17 protein-coding genes are annotated in these 17,438 nt (G+C 71.2%); 4 read left to right on the top strand and 13 right to left on the bottom strand.

The window, feature by feature from the left end:
* The first annotated feature begins 451 nt into the window (after nucleotides 1-451).
* The gene (locus ACIGDI_RS40850) at nucleotides 452-1,687 is read left to right on the top strand and encodes a lactonase family protein (protein ID WP_399907589.1); all 1,236 of its coding nucleotides are present in this window, start codon (nucleotides 452-454) and stop codon (nucleotides 1,685-1,687) included.
* Here the strand turns inward: ACIGDI_RS40850 and ACIGDI_RS40845 are convergent.
* Nucleotides 1,655-2,380 carry a DUF2470 domain-containing protein gene (locus tag ACIGDI_RS40845; protein WP_399907587.1) on the bottom strand — a complete coding sequence of 242 codons (726 nt, stop codon included), beginning with the start codon at nucleotides 2,378-2,380 and terminating at the stop codon, nucleotides 1,655-1,657. The genes ACIGDI_RS40850 and ACIGDI_RS40845 overlap by 33 nt on opposite strands.
* A gap of 86 nt (nucleotides 2,381-2,466) precedes the next feature.
* Nucleotides 2,467-3,075, bottom strand: coding sequence for a TetR/AcrR family transcriptional regulator (locus ACIGDI_RS40840; protein WP_390630389.1), 609 nt, complete (start codon nucleotides 3,073-3,075; stop codon nucleotides 2,467-2,469).
* A 107-nt stretch (nucleotides 3,076-3,182) separates the two neighbouring features.
* Here ACIGDI_RS40840 and ACIGDI_RS40835 point away from each other — a divergent pair, with 107 nt between their 5' ends.
* Nucleotides 3,183-4,688 (top strand): cytochrome P450, encoded by a 1,506-nt coding sequence (locus tag ACIGDI_RS40835; RefSeq protein WP_399907585.1) that lies wholly within the window; start codon nucleotides 3,183-3,185, stop codon nucleotides 4,686-4,688.
* On the opposite strand, the gene ACIGDI_RS40830 is transcribed toward ACIGDI_RS40835, so the two are convergent.
* The gene (locus ACIGDI_RS40830; protein WP_399907583.1) at nucleotides 4,650-5,480 is read right to left on the bottom strand and encodes a pentapeptide repeat-containing protein; all 831 of its coding nucleotides are present in this window, start codon (nucleotides 5,478-5,480) and stop codon (nucleotides 4,650-4,652) included. The two genes, ACIGDI_RS40835 and ACIGDI_RS40830, sit on opposite strands and share 39 nt — an antisense overlap.
* A 56-nt stretch (nucleotides 5,481-5,536) precedes the next feature.
* Nucleotides 5,537-6,316 carry a phosphotransferase enzyme family protein gene (locus ACIGDI_RS40825; protein WP_399907581.1) on the bottom strand — a complete coding sequence of 260 codons (780 nt, stop codon included), beginning with the start codon at nucleotides 6,314-6,316 and terminating at the stop codon, nucleotides 5,537-5,539.
* 199 nt (nucleotides 6,317-6,515) lie between these two features.
* On the opposite strand from ACIGDI_RS40825, the gene ACIGDI_RS40820 reads away from it, so the two are divergent.
* A complete protein-coding gene (locus tag ACIGDI_RS40820; protein ID WP_399907579.1) occupies nucleotides 6,516-6,716 on the top strand; it encodes a DUF5999 family protein in 201 nt (66 codons plus the stop codon).
* 17 nt (nucleotides 6,717-6,733) lie between these two features.
* Here ACIGDI_RS40820 and ACIGDI_RS40815 read toward each other — a convergent pair whose 3' ends face one another.
* The 9 genes from ACIGDI_RS40815 to ACIGDI_RS40775 all read right to left on the bottom strand — a co-directional run bounded on the left by ACIGDI_RS40815 (nucleotide 6,734) and on the right by ACIGDI_RS40775 (nucleotide 16,463).
* Complete coding sequence (locus tag ACIGDI_RS40815; protein WP_399907577.1) at nucleotides 6,734-7,477, bottom strand: PIG-L deacetylase family protein; 744 nt, start codon at nucleotides 7,475-7,477, stop codon at nucleotides 6,734-6,736.
* Between the two features lie 18 nt (nucleotides 7,478-7,495).
* Entirely contained in the window at nucleotides 7,496-8,797 is a 1,302-nt protein-coding gene (locus ACIGDI_RS40810; protein WP_399907575.1) for an alpha/beta fold hydrolase, read from the bottom strand.
* Between the two features lie 100 nt (nucleotides 8,798-8,897).
* The gene (locus tag ACIGDI_RS40805) at nucleotides 8,898-9,923 is read right to left on the bottom strand and encodes a LacI family DNA-binding transcriptional regulator (protein WP_399907573.1); all 1,026 of its coding nucleotides are present in this window, start codon (nucleotides 9,921-9,923) and stop codon (nucleotides 8,898-8,900) included.
* An 82-nt stretch (nucleotides 9,924-10,005) separates the two neighbouring features.
* Nucleotides 10,006-11,418: a BNR repeat-containing protein gene (locus ACIGDI_RS40800; protein WP_399907571.1), complete on the bottom strand. Its 1,413-nt coding sequence runs from the start codon at nucleotides 11,416-11,418 to the stop codon at nucleotides 10,006-10,008.
* Between the two features lie 41 nt (nucleotides 11,419-11,459).
* A complete protein-coding gene (locus ACIGDI_RS40795; RefSeq protein WP_142145325.1) occupies nucleotides 11,460-11,780 on the bottom strand; it encodes an L-rhamnose mutarotase in 321 nt (106 codons plus the stop codon).
* Between the two features lie 34 nt (nucleotides 11,781-11,814).
* A complete protein-coding gene (gene rhaS / locus ACIGDI_RS40790) occupies nucleotides 11,815-12,894 on the bottom strand; it encodes a rhamnose ABC transporter substrate-binding protein (protein WP_200702544.1) in 1,080 nt (359 codons plus the stop codon).
* A gap of 29 nt (nucleotides 12,895-12,923) precedes the next feature.
* Nucleotides 12,924-13,916, bottom strand: coding sequence for an ABC transporter permease (locus ACIGDI_RS40785; RefSeq protein ID WP_399907569.1), 993 nt, complete (start codon nucleotides 13,914-13,916; stop codon nucleotides 12,924-12,926).
* Entirely contained in the window at nucleotides 13,909-14,949 is a 1,041-nt protein-coding gene (locus ACIGDI_RS40780; protein WP_142145319.1) for an ABC transporter permease, read from the bottom strand. The genes ACIGDI_RS40785 and ACIGDI_RS40780 overlap by 8 nt, the downstream gene beginning before the upstream one ends.
* Nucleotides 14,946-16,463, bottom strand: a complete 1,518-nt coding sequence (locus ACIGDI_RS40775; protein ID WP_399907566.1) for a sugar ABC transporter ATP-binding protein — start codon at nucleotides 16,461-16,463, stop codon at nucleotides 14,946-14,948. Before ACIGDI_RS40775 ends, ACIGDI_RS40780 begins: the two co-directional genes overlap by 4 nt.
* A gap of 283 nt (nucleotides 16,464-16,746) precedes the next feature.
* Between ACIGDI_RS40775 and ACIGDI_RS40770 the strand changes: the two genes are divergently transcribed.
* Nucleotides 16,747-17,438: TIM barrel protein (locus ACIGDI_RS40770; protein ID WP_399907565.1), on the top strand; the 692-nt coding region annotated here is incomplete at its 3' end.

Here is a 17,438-nt window from a genome sequence, read left to right as displayed (position 1 = left end):
CTCACCGCGGGCCCAGATGGGCCCGGGCCGCACCGGGCGGCCGGTCGAAGACGGCGACCGGTGAGTCCTGACCACGGCCAGACGGACCCGGGGACACACCGGGCAGACCGGTGGAGGGCGCGACCGGTAAGACCGGACCACGAGCCCAGACAGCCCCCGGCCCGCACCCGGCAAGCCCGCAGAGGACAGCGACAGGTTGGGACCGACCGCGAGCACAGACGACCCAGAGACACGCCGGGCGGCCCAGCGGAGGACGGCGACCGGTAAGGCCTCACCGCGAGCCCAGACCGCCCCCGGCCCGCACCGGGCGCGCCCCATCGAGGCCGGTGGCCGTTGGTCCCGTCTGGCGTTGCACGGCGTGCAACACGAGGTGCCGTTTGTTGCACCGGGCGGGGCCTCCGCGTCAAGGTGGCTTGTCAGGCAGAGGCGGGCGAGCACGCGAGGTGCGGGCATGGGCAGTGGGACACGGGCGGCGAGCGGCGGCTGGAGCAGGCGCCGCTTCGTCGGCACGCTCGCCGGGCTCGGCGCGGTGACGGCGCTGCCGTCCCCCGCACCGCCCAGGAACACCGAGAAGACGGCGGCGCCGCGGCAGACGGGTTCCTCGGCGCCCTCGCACCCCGCGCCCGCGGCCACCCCGAGCCCGAAGTCGAAGCCCTCCGGCCCCCGCCCGCTCTTCCTCGGCACCTACACGAGCGTCGAGGGCGGCGGCAAGGGCGTCGGCCTCGCCACCTACGACCCCTCGACCGGCCGCGTCACCGGCACCGGCACGGTGACCGGGGTCGCCAATCCGTCCTACCTGGCCGTGCACCCCGACGCGCACACGCTCTACGCGGTCGACGAGCAGGACGCCGGCGCGGTGACCGCCGTGCGTCTGGCCGACCGCGAGGTCCTCGGCAGCCGCAGCACCGGCGGGGCGGGCCCGTGCCATCTGTCGGTGCATCCGAGCGGCCGCTGGCTGCTGAGCGCCAACTACACCTCGGGCAGCGTGGCCGTTCACCCCATCACCGGCTCGGGCGGGCTCGGCGAGCGGACCGACCTCGTCACGCACTCCAGCCCGGCCCCCGGCCCCGGTCAACAGGGGCCGCACGCCCATCAGTTCATCACCAGCCCCGACGGCGGCCACGTGCTCGCCGTGGACCTGGGCACGGACACGGTCTACAGCTACCGCCTGGACGAACGCACCGGCAGGCTCACCGAGGTCGCGCGGGCCGCGGCGAAGCCGGGAGCCGGTCCGCGGCACCTCACCTTCCACCCGGGCGGCCGCCACGCCTACCTGGCCAACGAGGTCGACGACACGGTCACGGTGTGCGCCTACGAGCCGTCCACCGGCCGTCTGACGATCGGCGAGCCGCAGTCGACGGGCTCCGGGGCGGGCACCAACTACCCGGCGCAGATCCTGGTCACCGCGAACGGTTCGTACGCCTTTCTCGCCAACCGCGGCGACAACACCCTCGCGCGGTACGCGATCGAGCGGGACGGCGCCCGGCTGCGGCTGCTCGGCACGGTTCCGGTGGCGGGTGACTTCCCCCGCCAGATCGCCTTTTCCCCGGACGGCGCGCTGCTGTTCGCGGCGAACCAGAGGTCGGGCACGGTCAGCGTCTTCCACGTGGACGACGAGAGCGGTGAACTGCGGCTGGCGGGCAAGCCGTTCGCCTCACCGGTCGCGGTCTGTGCGCTGCCGTTGTAGGGCCCTGGGGCAGGCGGCCGCACCGGCCTGGCCGAGCAGGGCGTGCATGCGCTCGGTGAGCTGCGCGACGTCGTCGGCGGGCGTGTGGAACGGCAGGCGTACGTCGCCGTGGGCGCGGGCGCGTTCGATGCGCAGCGTCAGGCCGTGCCGGTCGACGGCGAGCGGCTGGACGCGGACCGCGCCGTGCAGGCTGCCGGGGTCGACGAGGCGCGTCAGGCGCTCGACCGCGTCGGCGTGGCAGTCCGCGAGATGGGTCAGCAGGTGGGCCTCGGCCAGCGCCAGGGGGTCGGGAGCGGCGACGGCGAAGTCGTCGAGGCCGACGACGACCGCGCCGGAGGACTGTCGCAGCACGATCCGGGTCGGCCGGAACGCCAGGCGTTCGCCCTCGGGGGTGAAGGACCCCGCCATCCACAGCCTGGCCCGGATGCGGTTGCGCACGGGGACGGGTGCCACGTCGGCGAACTCCAGCACGGCGGACGGCTGCCCGCGGGGCGCGAAGATCGCGGTCGCGAGCAGCGCGCTGTCCTCGGGCACGCCCACCAGCACCCGGCCGTCCTCGGCCACGGTGTGCGCGCCGACGAACTCCTCGCGTCCGCCCTCCGCGGTGATCGCGCAGGACCACGCCGCGGCCAGTACCGAGCGGGCTCGTTCCGCCGCGGCAGGCGCCGCCGTCCAGCTCTGGCTGTCACCCATCCCAGACCTCCTTAGGTAAGCCTTGCCTAACCTATCGAAGATCGAGGTGCACGCCAACACCGCCCCCGCGTCCGGAAGGGCTCTCCTCAGGCGGCGATGACGCCCAGCAGCGCTCGGGCACACAGGTCGCGCACCTGCTCGCGCGTCAGTTCCGAGCCGCGCAGCCACTCCAGGCAGACCGCCGTGGTGAAGGCCAGCCAGCCGCGGACGGCGAGCCGGAGGTCCGGGCGCGCCTGGGCGATCGGGCCGAGTTCGGGGTCGCGCGCCAGCGCCGCCAGGATCTGCCGCTCCTGCGCCCCGAGCGCCCGCTGGTAGACCCGCCGTACGGCCTGGTCCCCCGCCGCGTCCGCGCGGTGGAAGGCGCGGAAGCCGTGCGCGTGGGCGTGGACGTACTCCAGGAAGATGTCGAGGTTCGCGGTGAGCTGCTCGCGGGCCGGCACCCCGGGCACCGCCTCGGTCATCTGCAGCATCCGCTCGCTCTCCCGCTCGACGACCGCGAGGAAGAAGTCCCGCTTGGTAGGGAAGTAGTGGTAGAGCAGTCCGCGCGAGACCCCGGCGATCTCGGCGACCTGCTCGATCCAGACGTCGTCGTACGGACTCTCGGAGAACAGCCGCGCCCCTACCGAGAGCAGCTGTTCGCGGCGCTCCTCGGTGCTCAGTCGGCGGCGTGTGCGCCCGCCCGGGTTCGCGGCCATGCCCGCACTTTACTTGACGTCGATTCAACAGCGGGACCAGACTGGGCCGCGCTATTGAACCCACGTACAACTGGCTCGACTGCCGCTGGATCGAGGGAGATCGTGTGATGGCGGAGACCACGACGAGGCCGGCGCTGCCGGGCGGCTTCCGCAGTGCCGAACAGGGCTGGCCGGAGCTGCACCGCATCCCGCATCCGCCGCGCCGGATCCCGCTGCTCGGGGACGTGCTCGGCGCCAACCGGGCCACTCCGCTCCAGGACTCCCTGCGCTTCGCCCGCCAGTTGGGGCCGATATACCGGCGCAAGGCGTTCAACCGGGAGTTCGTCTTCGTCTGGGGTGCCGATCTGGTGGCCGACCTCGCGGACGAGTCGCGGTTCGCCAAGCACGTGGGTCTCGGGGTCGCCAACCTGCGGCCGGTGGCCGGCGACGGGTTGTTCACGGCGTACAACCACGAGCCGAACTGGCAGCTGGCCCACGATGTGCTGGCCCCGGGGTTCAGCCGGGAGGCCATGGCGGCCTACCACCCGATGATGCTGGACGTGGCGGGGCGGCTGACGGACCACTGGGATCGCGAGCGGGCGGCGGGGCGGACGGTGGACGTGCCCGGCGACATGACCAAGCTGACGCTGGAGACCATCGCGCGGACCGGCTTCGGCCATGACTTCGGTTCCTTCGAACGCGATCGGCCGCACCCCTTCATCAGCGCGATGGTGGGCACGCTCACTTACGCCCAGCGGCTCAACTCCGTTCCCGTCCCCGCCTTGTTGAGGCGCGCCGCGCAGCGCAACGAGGCCGACATCGCCTACCTCAACCGCACCGTCGACGGCCTGGTCCGCGCCCGGCGCGCGGCGAGCGGGGACGGCGACCTGCTGGACCGGATGCTGGAGACGGCCCATCCCGGGACGGGCGAGCGGCTGTCGCCCGAGAACGTCCGCCGGCAAGTCATCACCTTCCTGGTGGCGGGACACGAGACCACCTCGGGCGCGCTCTCCTTCGCCCTGTACTACCTCGCCCGCCACCCCGAGATCGCGGCCCGCGCCCGCGCCGAGGTCGACCGCGTCTGGGGCGACACCGCGGCGCCCGGTTACGAGCAGGTGGCCAAGCTGCGCTACGTACGGCGGATCCTGGACGAGTCGCTGCGGCTGTGGCCGACGGCGCCGGCGTTCGCCCGGGAGGCGCTCGAGGACACCGTGCTGGCCGGGCGGCACCCGATGCGCCGGGGGGCCTGGACGCTGGTGCTCACGCCGATGCTGCACCGCGATCCCGCGGCGTGGGGCGCCGACGCCGAACGGTTCGACCCGGACCGCTTCCACCCCAAGGCGGTCCGCTCCCGCCCCGCGCACACCTTCAAGCCGTTCGGCACGGGAGCGCGGGCGTGCATCGGGCGCCAGTTCGCGCTGCACGAGGCGACGCTCGTGCTGGGGCTGCTGCTGCGCCGGTACGCGTTCGTGCCCGACCCCGGCTACCGGCTGCGGGTGACCGAGCGGCTGACGCTGATGCCGGACGGGCTGCGGCTGCACCTGGAGCGGCCCGAGGTCACTGCCGGTGCGGCGGCCGCCGTCGAGGAGGCCCCGTCAGAGCCGCGTTGCCCAGTGCACGGGTCGCGTGACTGAGTCGGGCAGCCGGGTGCCCGCACTGCCCCGGGCCGCCGTGACCTGGGGTTGGGTGAGGAAGAAGGCCCCGGTCAGATCGGCGTCGGAGAGGTCGGCGTCACGCAGGTCGGCGCCGATGAGATCCGCGTACCTGAGGTCGGCGCCGGTCAGGTCCGCGGCGATGAGGTAGGCGCCGCGCAGGTTCGCACCGCGCAGGTCGGCTCCCTTGAGTCGGGCACCCATGAGGTCGGCCCCGCGGCGGTCCTTCTTGCGGCCCCGGACACCCGCACGGACGAGTTCGCTGGTGCGCAGTAGAAGCACGTTGACCTGTTGCCGGTGGGCGCCGACGTCCAGTCCGGCGAGCTCGTCGGGGGTCAGGCGGGTGAGCTCCCGCGTCTGCTCAAGGGCCCGGCGCAGGTCGGCGTGGACCGGGCGGGCGGCGGGCAGGTCGAGGGCCTCGGTGAGGTACCAGAGCAGTTCGTGCAGCTGCCGGACGACCGGGAACACGTCGAACATCTGCCGGGCGCGCTCGCGCGGGCCGGTGCGCCAGTCCAGGCCGCCGAAGGTGACCTGCGAGACCTGCTGGCCGGCGCCGAAGCAGTCGTAGACCGTGCAGCCGGTGAAGCCCTCCTGCCGCAGGCTGGCGTGGATGCCGCAGCGGTGGTCGGCGCGCAGGTTCGGGCAGGGTGTGCCGGCCGGCTTGTCGAGGGCGAAGTCGGCGGAAGCCGCGAAGGGCAGGGCCACACAGCACAGTCCGAAGCAGTTCGCGCAGTCTGCGCGCAGGTCGGCGCGGCCGACGGTCCCCTCTTGCATATCGCACACCTTATCGAAAGCGAATGGATGCTTCCTGTCCGCCGACGGTCCGCGGCTCAGCCGGACAGCAGGGCGCTCAGCCACCGCTCCTCGCGGGCCTCGATGTACTCGGCGTCACCGCGCCAGGCGTCGCCGTGCCCCTCGGCCCAGAGCCGGGACCAGGGCTGGTTGCCCAGGTCGTTCTGCTCGCGCAGGAAGTCGTGCATCGCGCGGGTACGGCGGCCCAACAGCGGTACCAGGGCTCGCCGTTCGGCCTCGTCGAGCCCGTAGGCGTCGGCGAAGAGGCGCAGCCGGGCGGCGGCGTCGGGGGTCTGCCAGTCGGGGTGCGCGGACAGCGGGACGAAGCCGCGGACGGCGTAGGCGACGTCCCAGAGGCGGGAGCCGGGGGCCGCGGTGTCCCAGTCGATGAACGCCCAGCCGCCCTCGCCGGCGACGAGGTTCCAGGGCGCCAGGTCCTGGTGGGCGATGATGTCGTCGCCCTCGGCGGGCATGAGCACCTGCCAGCGGGCGTCCTCGGGCGGTGTGAAGTCCTGTACGGCGTCGTGGAAGCCGCGGATCATGCGCGCCACCCGGACCAGCCCCGCCGCCGGCTCCACCAGGGCGAACCGGTCCGGCCAGACCACCTCGCCCGGTACGAAGCTCAGCACCTCGCGGCCCCGCTCGTCGATCCCCAGCGGGCGTGGCGCGGCCCGGAATCCGGCCTCGTGCAGGTGCGTGAGCAGGGCGTGCACGGACGGCGTCCAGGGTCCCGCGGGCCGGCGCACGGTGTCGCCGACGCGGACCACACCGGCACTGACGTTCCCGCCGGTCAACTGCTGTTCCTCTGCGTGCGGCATCCGGCCAGTGTCTCCGAACACCCCTCGGAGATCACCTCATTTGATCGGCGGGGCCCCTCCCCCGGCCCGTGCGCGTCCGAACCTCACCGATGAGTCGCCGGCGGTGTGGGGGTCTTCTTCATAGAACCGAAAACAAGCTCCTGTACCACGGATACGAGCCCCCTTCGGGCGGGAGCCGGACGGATCGAGGAGTCGGACCATGTGCAGCCACCAGCCACCGTGCCCCACTGCGGACAGCCCGCTCCATCACGGCGCCGCGATCGTGTCGTCCCACCCCGAACAGGGGTGGAGCCTGCTGTGCAACGGCACGATCGTGTTCGACGACACCGGTGAGCTGCTGCCGGACGGACGCGTCGTCGACCCGCACCGCGCCCTCGGCCCACTGGCCGTGGCGGCCTGACCCACAGCCGGGGCGGGCTACCGCGCGAACACCTCGAACGCCACCGCCGGCCTGCCGCCGAACCGCTCCGCCGATCGCTGGGCGTTCGCAGTCAGGAAGGTGCGGGCGTACGTCTCCGGGTCCTCGTCGGTCAACGCCTCGATGTAGGTGCGGTGTTCGAGCAGGGAACGCACCGCCCGCTCCAGCCCGGCCGTGGCGTCCACGGCGTGCGTGGGCGAGGCGGAACCGGCGACGGCGACCCAGCGGACGCCGTCCCAGGGCTCCAGTCCCCGTTCGGTGAGCTCGGGGAAGATCCACCGGTTGCCCGCGTCCGCGGCCGCGTCGAGGGTGGCCCGCCCGACCGCCACGTGGTCCGGGGTGTTCCAGGCGACGCCGCCCCAGGTGTCCCGGTGGTTGAGCGTGATCACCAGCTCGGGCCGGTGCCGGCGGATCGCGGCGGCGATGTCCCGGCGCAGTGCGAGGCCGTACTCGACCACGCCGTCCCGGTGGTCGAGGAACTCCACCTCCGACACCCCCACGACGGCGGCGCTCGCCCGTTGTTCGCGTTCCCGCAGCGGCCCGCACTCGGCGGGCGCCAGCGTGTCGATGCCCGCCTCGCCGCGGGTCGCCAGCACGTAGGCGACCTCACGGCCCTCGTCGGTCCAGGCGGCGACCGCCGCCGAGCAGCCGTACTCGAGGTCGTCGGGGTGGGCCACGACGGCGAGCGCGCGCCGCCAGTCGCCGGGCATGGGCTGGAGCTGGGTGATCGTCGGCTCGGTCATGCGCGCAGACTAGCCGGGTCACGCCTCGTCGCGGACGAGGGCGAGGAGCCGGTCCAGCACGCGCTGTCCGCCCGCGCGGACGCCGTCGTGCTCGAACTCGTCGGTCACCCAGGTGCGCAGGCCCCGGATCGTGCGGGCCGTGCGGAGCGCGTGGGTGGTGTCGACGTACATGTCGTCGTGGTAGACGGCGGCCGCGACCGGTACGTCGTTGGCGGCGAGCCGGGCGGGGTCGTAGAGGGGGCGCCAGTCCGTGCGCCGTGCGAGCAGGTCGGCCGTCTCGCGCAGGGGCCGCAGCGCCGGATCGCAGTCGAACATCCAGGGGTGGATCGACTCGCCGGTGAACAGCAGCGGGCCGTCGCCGGCGAGCGCCTTGGCCGCGTCGAACTGCGGGAACTCGGCGCGGACGCGCTCGGCCGACCAGGCGGTGGGGCGCTCGTCCTGGGCGTAGATCACCTCGTGCACGAGGGCGTAGAGGGGGTGGCTCGCGAACGACAGCAGGCCCTGTACGTCCTCCTGGAAGGCGTCGGAGAGCTCCGCGCCGTGCGGGGTGCGGACGAAGGCGTGCTCCAGGACGTGGTGGAGGCGGTGGCTGCCCTCGCCGCCGCCCAGGAGGATGCCGAGGGACTGGAAGGCCTCGGCGGTGAGCCGGTAGCCGTTGGGCAGGGTCACCTCGTGGGTGAGGAGGTGGTCGGCGATGCGCCGGGCGCGCTCGACGTCCTGCGGATAGCGGGCGTAGTGCGCGGCGACCTTGCGCTCGACGCGGGGATAGGCGGCGCGGTAGACGTCGTCGGCGTGCGCGTCGAGGGAGGGCAGGCCCCCGGTGATGAGGGCCGCGGTCAGGCCTTCGGGTGCGCGGGAGAGGTAGTTGACGGCGCAGAAGCCGCCGAAGCTCTGACCGAGCACCGTCCAGGTGGCGCCGCCGGTGACGGCCGGGCGGATGGCCTCGCAGTCGCGGACGATCGAGTCGGAGCGGAAGTGCGTGAGGTAGGCGGCCTGTTCGGCGGGGCCGCCGCGCAGCGGCAGGGTCTGCCGGTTGGCGGGGGTGGAGTGTCCGGTGCCGCGCTGGTCGAGGAGGAGGACGCGGTACTCCTTGAGCGCGCGGCCGAGCCAGGACGGCCTGCCGATGAACCTGTTGGCTCCGAAGCCCGGACCGCCCTGCAGATACACCAGCCACGGCAGGTTCCGGTCCGCCTTCTCGCTCGCGACGACCTCACGGGCGTAGAGCTCGATCGTCTCCCCGGCCGGGTCGTCGTGGTCGAGGGGCACGGTGAAGCGGCGGTCGGTGAGGACGACGCCGGGCTGGCGGTACGTGGCGGTCAACGGGTCTCCCGGGACGGACGGACTTCTGGCCGCGTCCCACTTCACCACATGACCGGGCCCGTGCCGACCTCCGGGATCATGAAATTTACTGAACGGACGATCAGCGGGCGGAGAGGCTGGAGCGCCGTACGACGAGCTCCGGCTGGAGCACGACCCGTCGGTGTTCGTGCCGGGTCGTGCCGGCCTCGGCCTCCGTCTCCTCCAGCAGCAGCTCCGCGGCCATGGCGCCCATGGTGACGGCGGGCTGCCGTACGGAGGTGAGGGGGACGGCCGCGGCGGCGGCGAACTCGATGTCGTCGTAGCCGACGATGGCGAGGTCGTCGGGGACCGTGATGCCGGCCGCGTACATGGCCTGCAGGACGCCGAGGGCGAGCAGGTCGTTGGCGCAGAACACGGCGGTGGGGCGGTCGGCCAGGCCGAGCAGGCGGGCGCCCGCGTCGCGGCCGGCGGCCACGTCGAGCCGCTCGGTGGGCAGCTCGCGCAGACAGTCCGGGCCGAGACCGGCCTCGGCGAGGGCGTTCAGGGCGCCCGTGCGGCGGTCGCGGACCTGGTTGAGGCCGGGCGGGCCGCTGACGTACGCGATGGAGCGGTGCCCGGCGTCGACGAGGTGGCGCACGGCCAGGGCGCCGCCCGCCACGTCGTCGACGGAGACCGAGCACTCGGTGGCGCCCTCGGCGACCCGGTCGACGAGGACGAAGGGGATGTTGTGCCGCCGGAAGGTCTCGATGTTCCGTCCGGTCGCGTCGGCGGGGGTCAGCAGCACGCCCCGCACCCGCTGCTCGGCGAAGAGCGACAGGTACTCGGCCTCCTCGCCGGCGCTCTGCGCGCTGTTGCAGACCATCACGCCGAGCCCGGCGTCGCGTGCGGCGCGCTCGGCGCCGCGGGCGACGTCGACGAAGAACGGGTTGCCCATGTCGAGGACGAGCAGCCCCATGATCCGGCTGCGGCCCGCGCGCAGCTGGCGCGCGGACTCGCTGCGGACGTAGCCGAGCCGGTCTATGGCGGACTGCACCCGTGCCCGGGTCTCCGTGGCGACCGTGTCCGGACGGTTGATCACGTTCGACACCGTGCCGACGGAGACTCCGGCGGCACGGGCGACGTCCTTGATACCCACCGACTGGGCCATCAGGCAGGGACCTCCAGAGGAACGCGGAGCGGCGGGAAGAGGACCTTCACATTACCGTCATCGCCCCGCACATCGGCGCCGGTCACGCGGGCAGTGCGAAGTCGACGACATGGAGTGCCGAGGGGGTCGTACCGCTCGACTTCTCCTGGTACATGAACGACAGGACGTTGTCGTACTTCGTCCGCAGTTCGTCGATGACGACCTCGCCGAAGGCGTTCAGGTCGCTGCCGTCGTAGAGCACCGTCCAGTCGGTGTACCCGGAGGCCTTCGACGCGGCGGCGATCCGGCCGAAGGGGAAGACCGCGTAGGCGTTGTCGTACTTGTCCAGGACCAGCTTGGTGCGCTGGCTGGAGTTCAGGGCGACCGGGATCTCGGTCTTGGTCCAGGTGCCCGACGCGTTCTTGCGGACGTGGAAGGCGCGGCCGTTGGCGGTGCGGTCGGCGACGTAGTTCGTGGTGCACTGGCCGAAGCGGCCCGGGACGTAGCTGATGATCGCGTGCGGGAGGCCGGTGGAGTCCGTCCACTGGCTCTCCTGGTTCATCAGGGAGTGGTCGGGGTTGAGGGAGTCGACGACCAGGCCGGAGTCGGTGACGGCGACGGTGTCCGAGGTGCCGGTGGTGGCGACCAACGTGCCGGCGTCGTTGCGCCATGTGCGGCCGCGGTCGGTCGAGTAGACGTAACCGGTGTCGTGGTTGGTGATGCCGCCGCTGTTGCACATCACCGCCGCGTTCTGCTCGCGCCAGGTGAAGAAGGAGTGCAGCCGGCCGTTGACGTCGTAGTCGATGCCGTGCAGGTACATGTTGCGGGCGGTGGAGGAGCCGTGGGAGCTGGTGTACGTGCCCGTGGAGCTCGACCACTCCCCCAATGCCGTCCAGCTCGAACCGTCGTACTCGGCGAGGGCGTTGCGGCCGTTGCCGGAGATGCCGACCCGGTAGCTGAGCTGGAGCCTGCCCTCGGGGGTGGAGACGAACTGCGGGTAGGTGAACTGCGAGGTGAGGGCGAGGCCGTCCAGGGACGTCTGGACCGCGCCGAACACGGACGAGGTCCAGGCGGTGGTGGCGGGGTTGTCCAGCAGCCCGGCGACGGACTTGACGTAGAAGTAGCCGTCGCTGTGCGAGTCCATGTTGAGGTGCAGCCGGCCGTCGACCTTGGAGACGCCCATGGAGATGACGTTGTGCGAGTCGCTGGTCTTCAGGACGTGGGACAGGGTGACCGTGGACCAGCTGCTCGCGGTGAGCGCGCGGCGGCCGACCACGGCGTTGCCGGTCGAGGTGTACCAGACCGCGTACTGGTAGCCCTTGTACGTCAACAGGCCGTTCTTCTGGAACGAGTTGTTGTTCACCAGGCCGTCGTAGGAGACGAAGAAGATCGCCTGGGAGTCGAGCTGGGTGGTGCCCTTCTTGCTGACGGCGGGGCCGGGGTCGGCGGCCCGCGCGATGCCCGGTGTTGCCACGGCCGCAAGTATGGCGGTGGCGAGCACGGTGCGTCTTCTCATGAGCGGCTCCAGCGGAGGCGGGGACGATCAGCGGGGACGGGTCAGGCGAGGTGGAACACTTCGGTGAGCGGTTTCATGGCCTCGTCGGGCCGGGCGCCGTCCAGCGACTCGAAGAACGGCCCCATCTCGGCCTGCCAGCGGGCGTTGACCTCGGTGGCCTCCATGCCGGCAAGGGCGGCGTCGAAGTCCTCGGTCTCCAGGTAGCCGACGAGCAGGCCGTCGTCGCGCAGGAAGAGGGAGTAGTTGTGCCAGCCGGTGGCGGAGAGCGCCTCGCGCATCTCCGGCCACACGGCGGCATGGCGTTCGCGGTACTCGGCGAGTCGGTCCTCACGGACCTTGAGGAGGAAACAGACGCGCTGCATTGAAGTACCGGCTCCCGCAGGGGTGGAAGGGGGATCAGAAGTTGAACTGGTCGATGTTCTTGGCGTTGAAGACGGTCGGCTTGCCGAGGGTGATCACGCCGTCCTTGCCGATGGTGTACGTGGTCGAGCCGGCCTTGAAGGTCTCGCCCTCCTTGCCGGTGATCTGACCGGAGGCCAGCGCGACGGCGGTGCGGGCGGCCAGGTCGCCGAGCTTGGCCGGGTCCCACAGCTCGAAGCCCTCGACGGTGCCGTTCTTGACGTACTTGCGCATGTCGTTGGGGGTGCCGAGGCCGGTCAGCTTGACCTTGCCCTTGTACTTGGAGCCGGACAGGTACTGGGCGGCGGCCTTGATGCCGACGGTGGTCGGGGAGATGATCCCCTTCAGGTTCGGGTACTGCTGGAGCAGGCCCTGGGTCTGCTGGAAGGAGGCCTGGGCGTCGTCGTTGCCGTAGGCGATCTTCACCAGCTTGATGTTCTTGTACTTCGGGTCCTTCAGCTCGTCCTTCATGTACCCGATCCAGGTGTTCTGGTTCGTGGCGGTCTGGGCGGCGGACAGGATCGCGATCTCGCCCTTGTAGCCGATCTGCTCGGCGAGCAGCTGCACCTCGGTGCGGCCGAGGTCCTCGGCGGAGGCCTGCGAGACGAAGGCGTTGCGGCAGTCGGGCTTGGTGTCGGAGTCGTAGGTGACGACCTTGATGTTGTTCTTCATGGCCTGCTTCAGCGCGGTGCACAGGGCGCCCGGGTCCTGCGCGGAGACGGCCATCGCGTTGACCTGCTGCTGGGTGAGCGTGTTGACGTAGGAGACCTGGCCGGCGGTGTCGGTGGCGCTGGAGGGGCCGACCTCCTTGTACTTGCTGCCGAGTTCGGTCAGCGCCTTCTCGCCGCCCTTGTCGGCGGAGGTGAAGTACGGGTTGTTGACCTGCTTGGGCAGGAAGCCGACGGTCAGGCCCTTCTTCAGCGCGGCGTTCGGGTCGGCCTTCGCGGTCGAGGAGGCGGAGGCGTTGTCGCTGCCGGAGTTGTTCTTGGTGGTGCCGCCGCAGGCGGTCAGCGCGAGGGCGAGCGAGGTGCCGGCGGCCAGGGCCGCGCAGGTACGACGGACGGATGACTTGCGCATGGTGAGGTTTCCTTTACGAGGGTGAGGAGTTACGACGTCGGAGTCGAGGCGGCGGCTCTGCGTCCCGCCCTCGCGACGGAGATTTGCCGTGCGACCCGGGGGCCGAGCACGGAGATGACGAGCAGGACGCCGGTGACGACGATCTGCGACTGGGCGGAGACGTTCAGCAGGCTCATCACGTTCTGCAGCGCTCCGAGGAGGAAGACTCCCGCGATCGCGCCGCCGAGCGTGCCCCGGCCGCCGTCGAAGTCGATGCCGCCGAGCAGCACCGCGGCGACGACGGACAGTTCGAGTCCGGTGGCGTTGTCGTAGCGGGCGCTGGCGTAGTGCAGTGCCCAGAAGATCCCGGTGAGCGAGGCCATCAGGCCGGTCACCGTGAACAGGATCAGCTTGTGCCGCTTGACCCGGATCCCGGCGAACCGCGCCGCCTCCTCGCTCGCGCCGATCGCGAACAGCGACCGTCCGAACGGCGTGGCGTGCAGCACCACGACGGCGATGGCGAGCAGGACGAGGAAGGGCAGGAAGGCCTGCGGGAGGAACGAGTTCCCGAGCCGTCCGGACGCGAAGTCCAGGTACTGCGTGGGGAAGTCGGTCACCGCGTCGGAGCCGAGCACGATCTGCGCGATGCCCCGGTAGGCGGCGAGGGTGCCGATGGTGACGGCGAGGGAGGGCAGTCCGAGCCGGGTCACGAGCAGGCCGTTGACCAGCCCGCACACGACGCCGAGCAGCAGGCACAGCGGGATGATCGTCTCGATCGCCATGCCGTCGTTCCACAGCTTGCCCATCACCGCGCCGGACAGCCCGGCGGTGGAGGCGACGGACAGGTCGATCTCGCCGGCGACGACCAGCAGGGTCATCGGCAGGGCGATCAGCGCGATGGGCAGGGTGTTGCCGATCAGGAACGACAGGTTGAGGGCGTTGCCGAACCCGTCGACGGTGGCGAACGACAGCAGGAGCAGCAGGATCAGCAGCGCGCCGACGACCGTGTCCCAGCGGACCGCGCGCGTCAGGGACTCAGGCATTGCGGGCGTTCCTCTTCTTCAGGGCGGAGGCCACGCGCAGCGCGACGATCCGGTCGACCGCGATGGCGAGGATGAGCAGGATGCCGTTGATCGCGAGCACCCAGACCGAGCTGACGCCGAGGGCGGGCAGCACGCTGTTGATGGAGGTCAGCAGCAGGGCGCCGAGCGCGGCCCCGTACACGCTGCCGGAGCCTCCGGTGAAGACCACGCCGCCGACCACGACCGCGCTGACGACGGTGAGTTCGTAGCCGGTGCCGGTCCCGGAGTCGACGTTGCCGAACCGGGCCAGGTACATGGCGCCGGCAAGTCCGGCGAGTCCGCCGCAGAAGGTGTACGCGGCCAGGATCCGCTTGCGGACGGGGATGCCGGCGAGCCGGGCGGCCTCCGGGTTGGAGCCGAGCGCGTACAGCTCGCGTCCGCTGCCGAAGTGCTTGAGGTAGTACGCCGTCGCCACCAGCACCGCCAGCGCGATCAGGGCGAGATACGGCACCGCGGAGATGCCGCCGGAGCCGAAGTCGACGAAGCCGCCGGGCAGGTCGGCCGCCGTGATCTGGCGGGAGCCGACCCAGATGGAGTCGATGCCGCGGATGATGTACAGCGTGCCGAGGGTGACGACGAGCGCGGGCACCTGGCCGAGGCTGACGAGAAGGCCGTTGAGCAGGCCGAACCCGATGCCCATCAGGACCGCCAGCCCGATGGCGATCACCGAACTGCCGCCGCCGTGCAGGTAGTCGCCGGCCGCGAAGGCGCAGATGCCGAGGGTCGAGCCGACGGACAGGTCGACGTTCCTCGTGATCACCACCAGGGACTGGCCGGTGGCGACCAGCACCAGGATGGTGGCGTTCAGGAGCAGGTCCTTGATGCCCTGCTCGGACAGGAACTCGCTGTTGCCGGCCTGGGTGATGCCGATCATCACCAGGAAGACGACCAGGATGGCGAGCTCGCGCATCTTGAAGACGCGGTCGACGAGCCGGGTGCCGCTGGACTTGGGCACCTCGGCGACGGGGGTCTCGTTGGGAGTGGTCACCGTCATGCGGCGGCCCTCCCGGTGGCTGCGGCCATCACGGTTTCCTCGGTGGCTTCGGCGCGTGGGATCTCTGCGGTCAGCCGGCCCTCGTGCATGACGAGCACGCGGTCGGCCATGCCGAGGATCTCGGGCAGGTCGGAGGAGATCATCAGAACGGCGACGCCGTCGGCGGCCAGCTGGCTCAGCAGCCGGTGCACCTCGGCCTTGGTGCCGACGTCGATGCCCCGGGTGGGCTCGTCGACGATCAGTACCTTGGGGCCGGTGGCGAGCCACTTGGCCAGGACGACCTTCTGCTGGTTGCCGCCCGACAGGGTCGAGACGGCGTCGGCGATCCGGGCGTACTTCACCTGGAGCTTGACCGCCCAGTCCAGGGACCGGTCGCGTTCGGCGCCGCGGTCCATCAGGCCGGCCCGGACGGTCGTACGGAGCCCGGTGAGGCCGATGTTGCGCTCGATGGACATGCCCATCACCAGGCCCTGAGCGCGCCGGTCCTCGGGGACCAGGGCAAGCCCGGCGGCCATGGCGGTGGACGGGGCGCCGTTGGTGAGCTTGCGGCCCTGGACCTCGACCTCGCCGGCATCCCAGCGGTCGATGCCGAAGACGGCCCGGGCCACCTCGGTGCGGCCGGCGCCGACGAGTCCGGCGAGGCCGACGATCTCGCCGTGCCGGACCTCGAAGGAGACGTCGGTGAAGACCCCCTCCCGGGTCAACCGCCGTACGCTCAGGGCGACTTGACCGGGCTTCACGTCCTGCTTGGGGTACAGCTCCTCGAGGTCGCGGCCGACCATGCGCCGTACGAGGTCGTCCTCCGCCATGCCCTCGATCGGCTCGCTGGCGATCCAGGCTCCGTCGCGCAGAGTGGTGACCCGCTGGCAGATCTCGAAGATCTCCTCCAGCCGGTGCGAGATGAACAGCACGGCGGCGCCCTGTTCGCGCAGGGCGCGCACCACGCCGAAGAGCCGGGCCACCTCGCTGCCGGTCAGTGCGGCCGTCGGCTCGTCCATGATCAGGACGCGGGCGTCGAAGGAGAGCGCCTTGGCGATCTCCACGATCTGCTGGTCGGCGATGGACAGACCGCGCGCGGGGCGGTCGGGGTCGAGTTCGACGCCGAGCCGCTTCATCAGCTGCAGTGTCGCCGTGTGCGTGGCCTTGTGGTCGATCCGGCCCAGGGCACGCCGGGGCTGGCGGCCCATGAAGATGTTCTCGGCGATCGAAAGGTCGGGGAAGAGCGTGGGCTCCTGGTAGATGACGGCGATACCCGCGTCGCGTGCGTCACCGGGTCCGTGGAAGACGACGGGCTCACCGTCGAGCAGCACCCGGCCAGCGTCCGGTCGATGGACGCCGGCGAGCGTCTTGATCAGGGTCGACTTGCCCGCGCCGTTCTCTCCGGCGAGGGCGTGCACCTCTCCGGGGAACAGCTCCAGGGACACGTCCCGCAGGGCACGCACGGCCCCGAAGGACTTCGAAATGTCCTCGAGCGCCAGCACCGGGGCCGGACCCGTGTCGGACGGGTGGGTCATGAGGGGCTCCTCGACGACGCCCGGGAAGCACCTCGCGACGTCGTGAAAGGTTTCAACTTGGTTGCCGGGACGTTAGGCGCGTGGGCCATGTCACGTCAATGGGTGGGCCCCGAAAAAATTTCGAGAGCCCTTCGAGAGCTTGAGGTCACGGTATGGCTACGGGCAACAGAGTGCGCCAGAACGCTTGACACCCCTACGGGGCGTTCTAAGCTTCGCTTCCTGAATCGATTCATCCGGAAGCCATACGGACGACATTCCGGCCCGACGTCACAGGAGCCCTGAAGTGACCGAGCTCGCCGCGGTGAAGACCGCGCTGAAGACCCAGGCAGTCGAGACGCCGTCGTGGGCGTACGGGAACTCGGGGACCCGGTTCAAGGTGTTCGCCCAGCAGGGAGTTCCCCGCACACCCCAGGAGAAGCTGGCCGACGCGGCCCAGGTGCATGCCGTCACCGGCGTGGCGCCGACGGTGGCGTTGCACATCCCCTGGGACAAAGTCGACGACTACGCGGCGCTGGCGAAGTTCGCTCAGGACCACGGCGTGAAGCTGGGAGCGATCAACTCCAACACCTTCCAGGACGACGCCTACAAACTCGGCAGCATCTGCCACCCCGAGGCGGCCGTACGCCGCAAGGCCGTCGACCACCTGCTCGAATGCGTCGACATCATGGACGCCACCGGCTCACGCGACCTGAAACTGTGGTTCGCCGACGGCACGAACTACCCCGGCCAGGACGACATCCGCGCCCGCCAGGACCGCCTCGCCGAAGGCCTCACCGAGGTCTACGCGCGCCTCGGCGAAGGCCAGCGCATGCTGCTGGAGTACAAGTTCTTCGAGCCCGCCTTCTACTCGACCGATGTGCCGGACTGGGGCACCGCCTACGCGCACTGCCTGAAGCTGGGCGAGAAGGCCCAGGTCGTCGTCGACACCGGACACCACGCCCCGGGCACGAACATCGAGTTCATCGTCGCCACCCT

This window comes from Streptomyces sp. NPDC085900 (assembly GCF_044540925.1).
Classification (GTDB): domain Bacteria; phylum Actinomycetota; class Actinomycetes; order Streptomycetales; family Streptomycetaceae; genus Streptomyces; species Streptomyces gilvifuscus.
The sequence above is the reverse complement of the archived record's forward strand: the minus strand, read 5'-3'. Positions and strand labels throughout refer to the sequence as shown.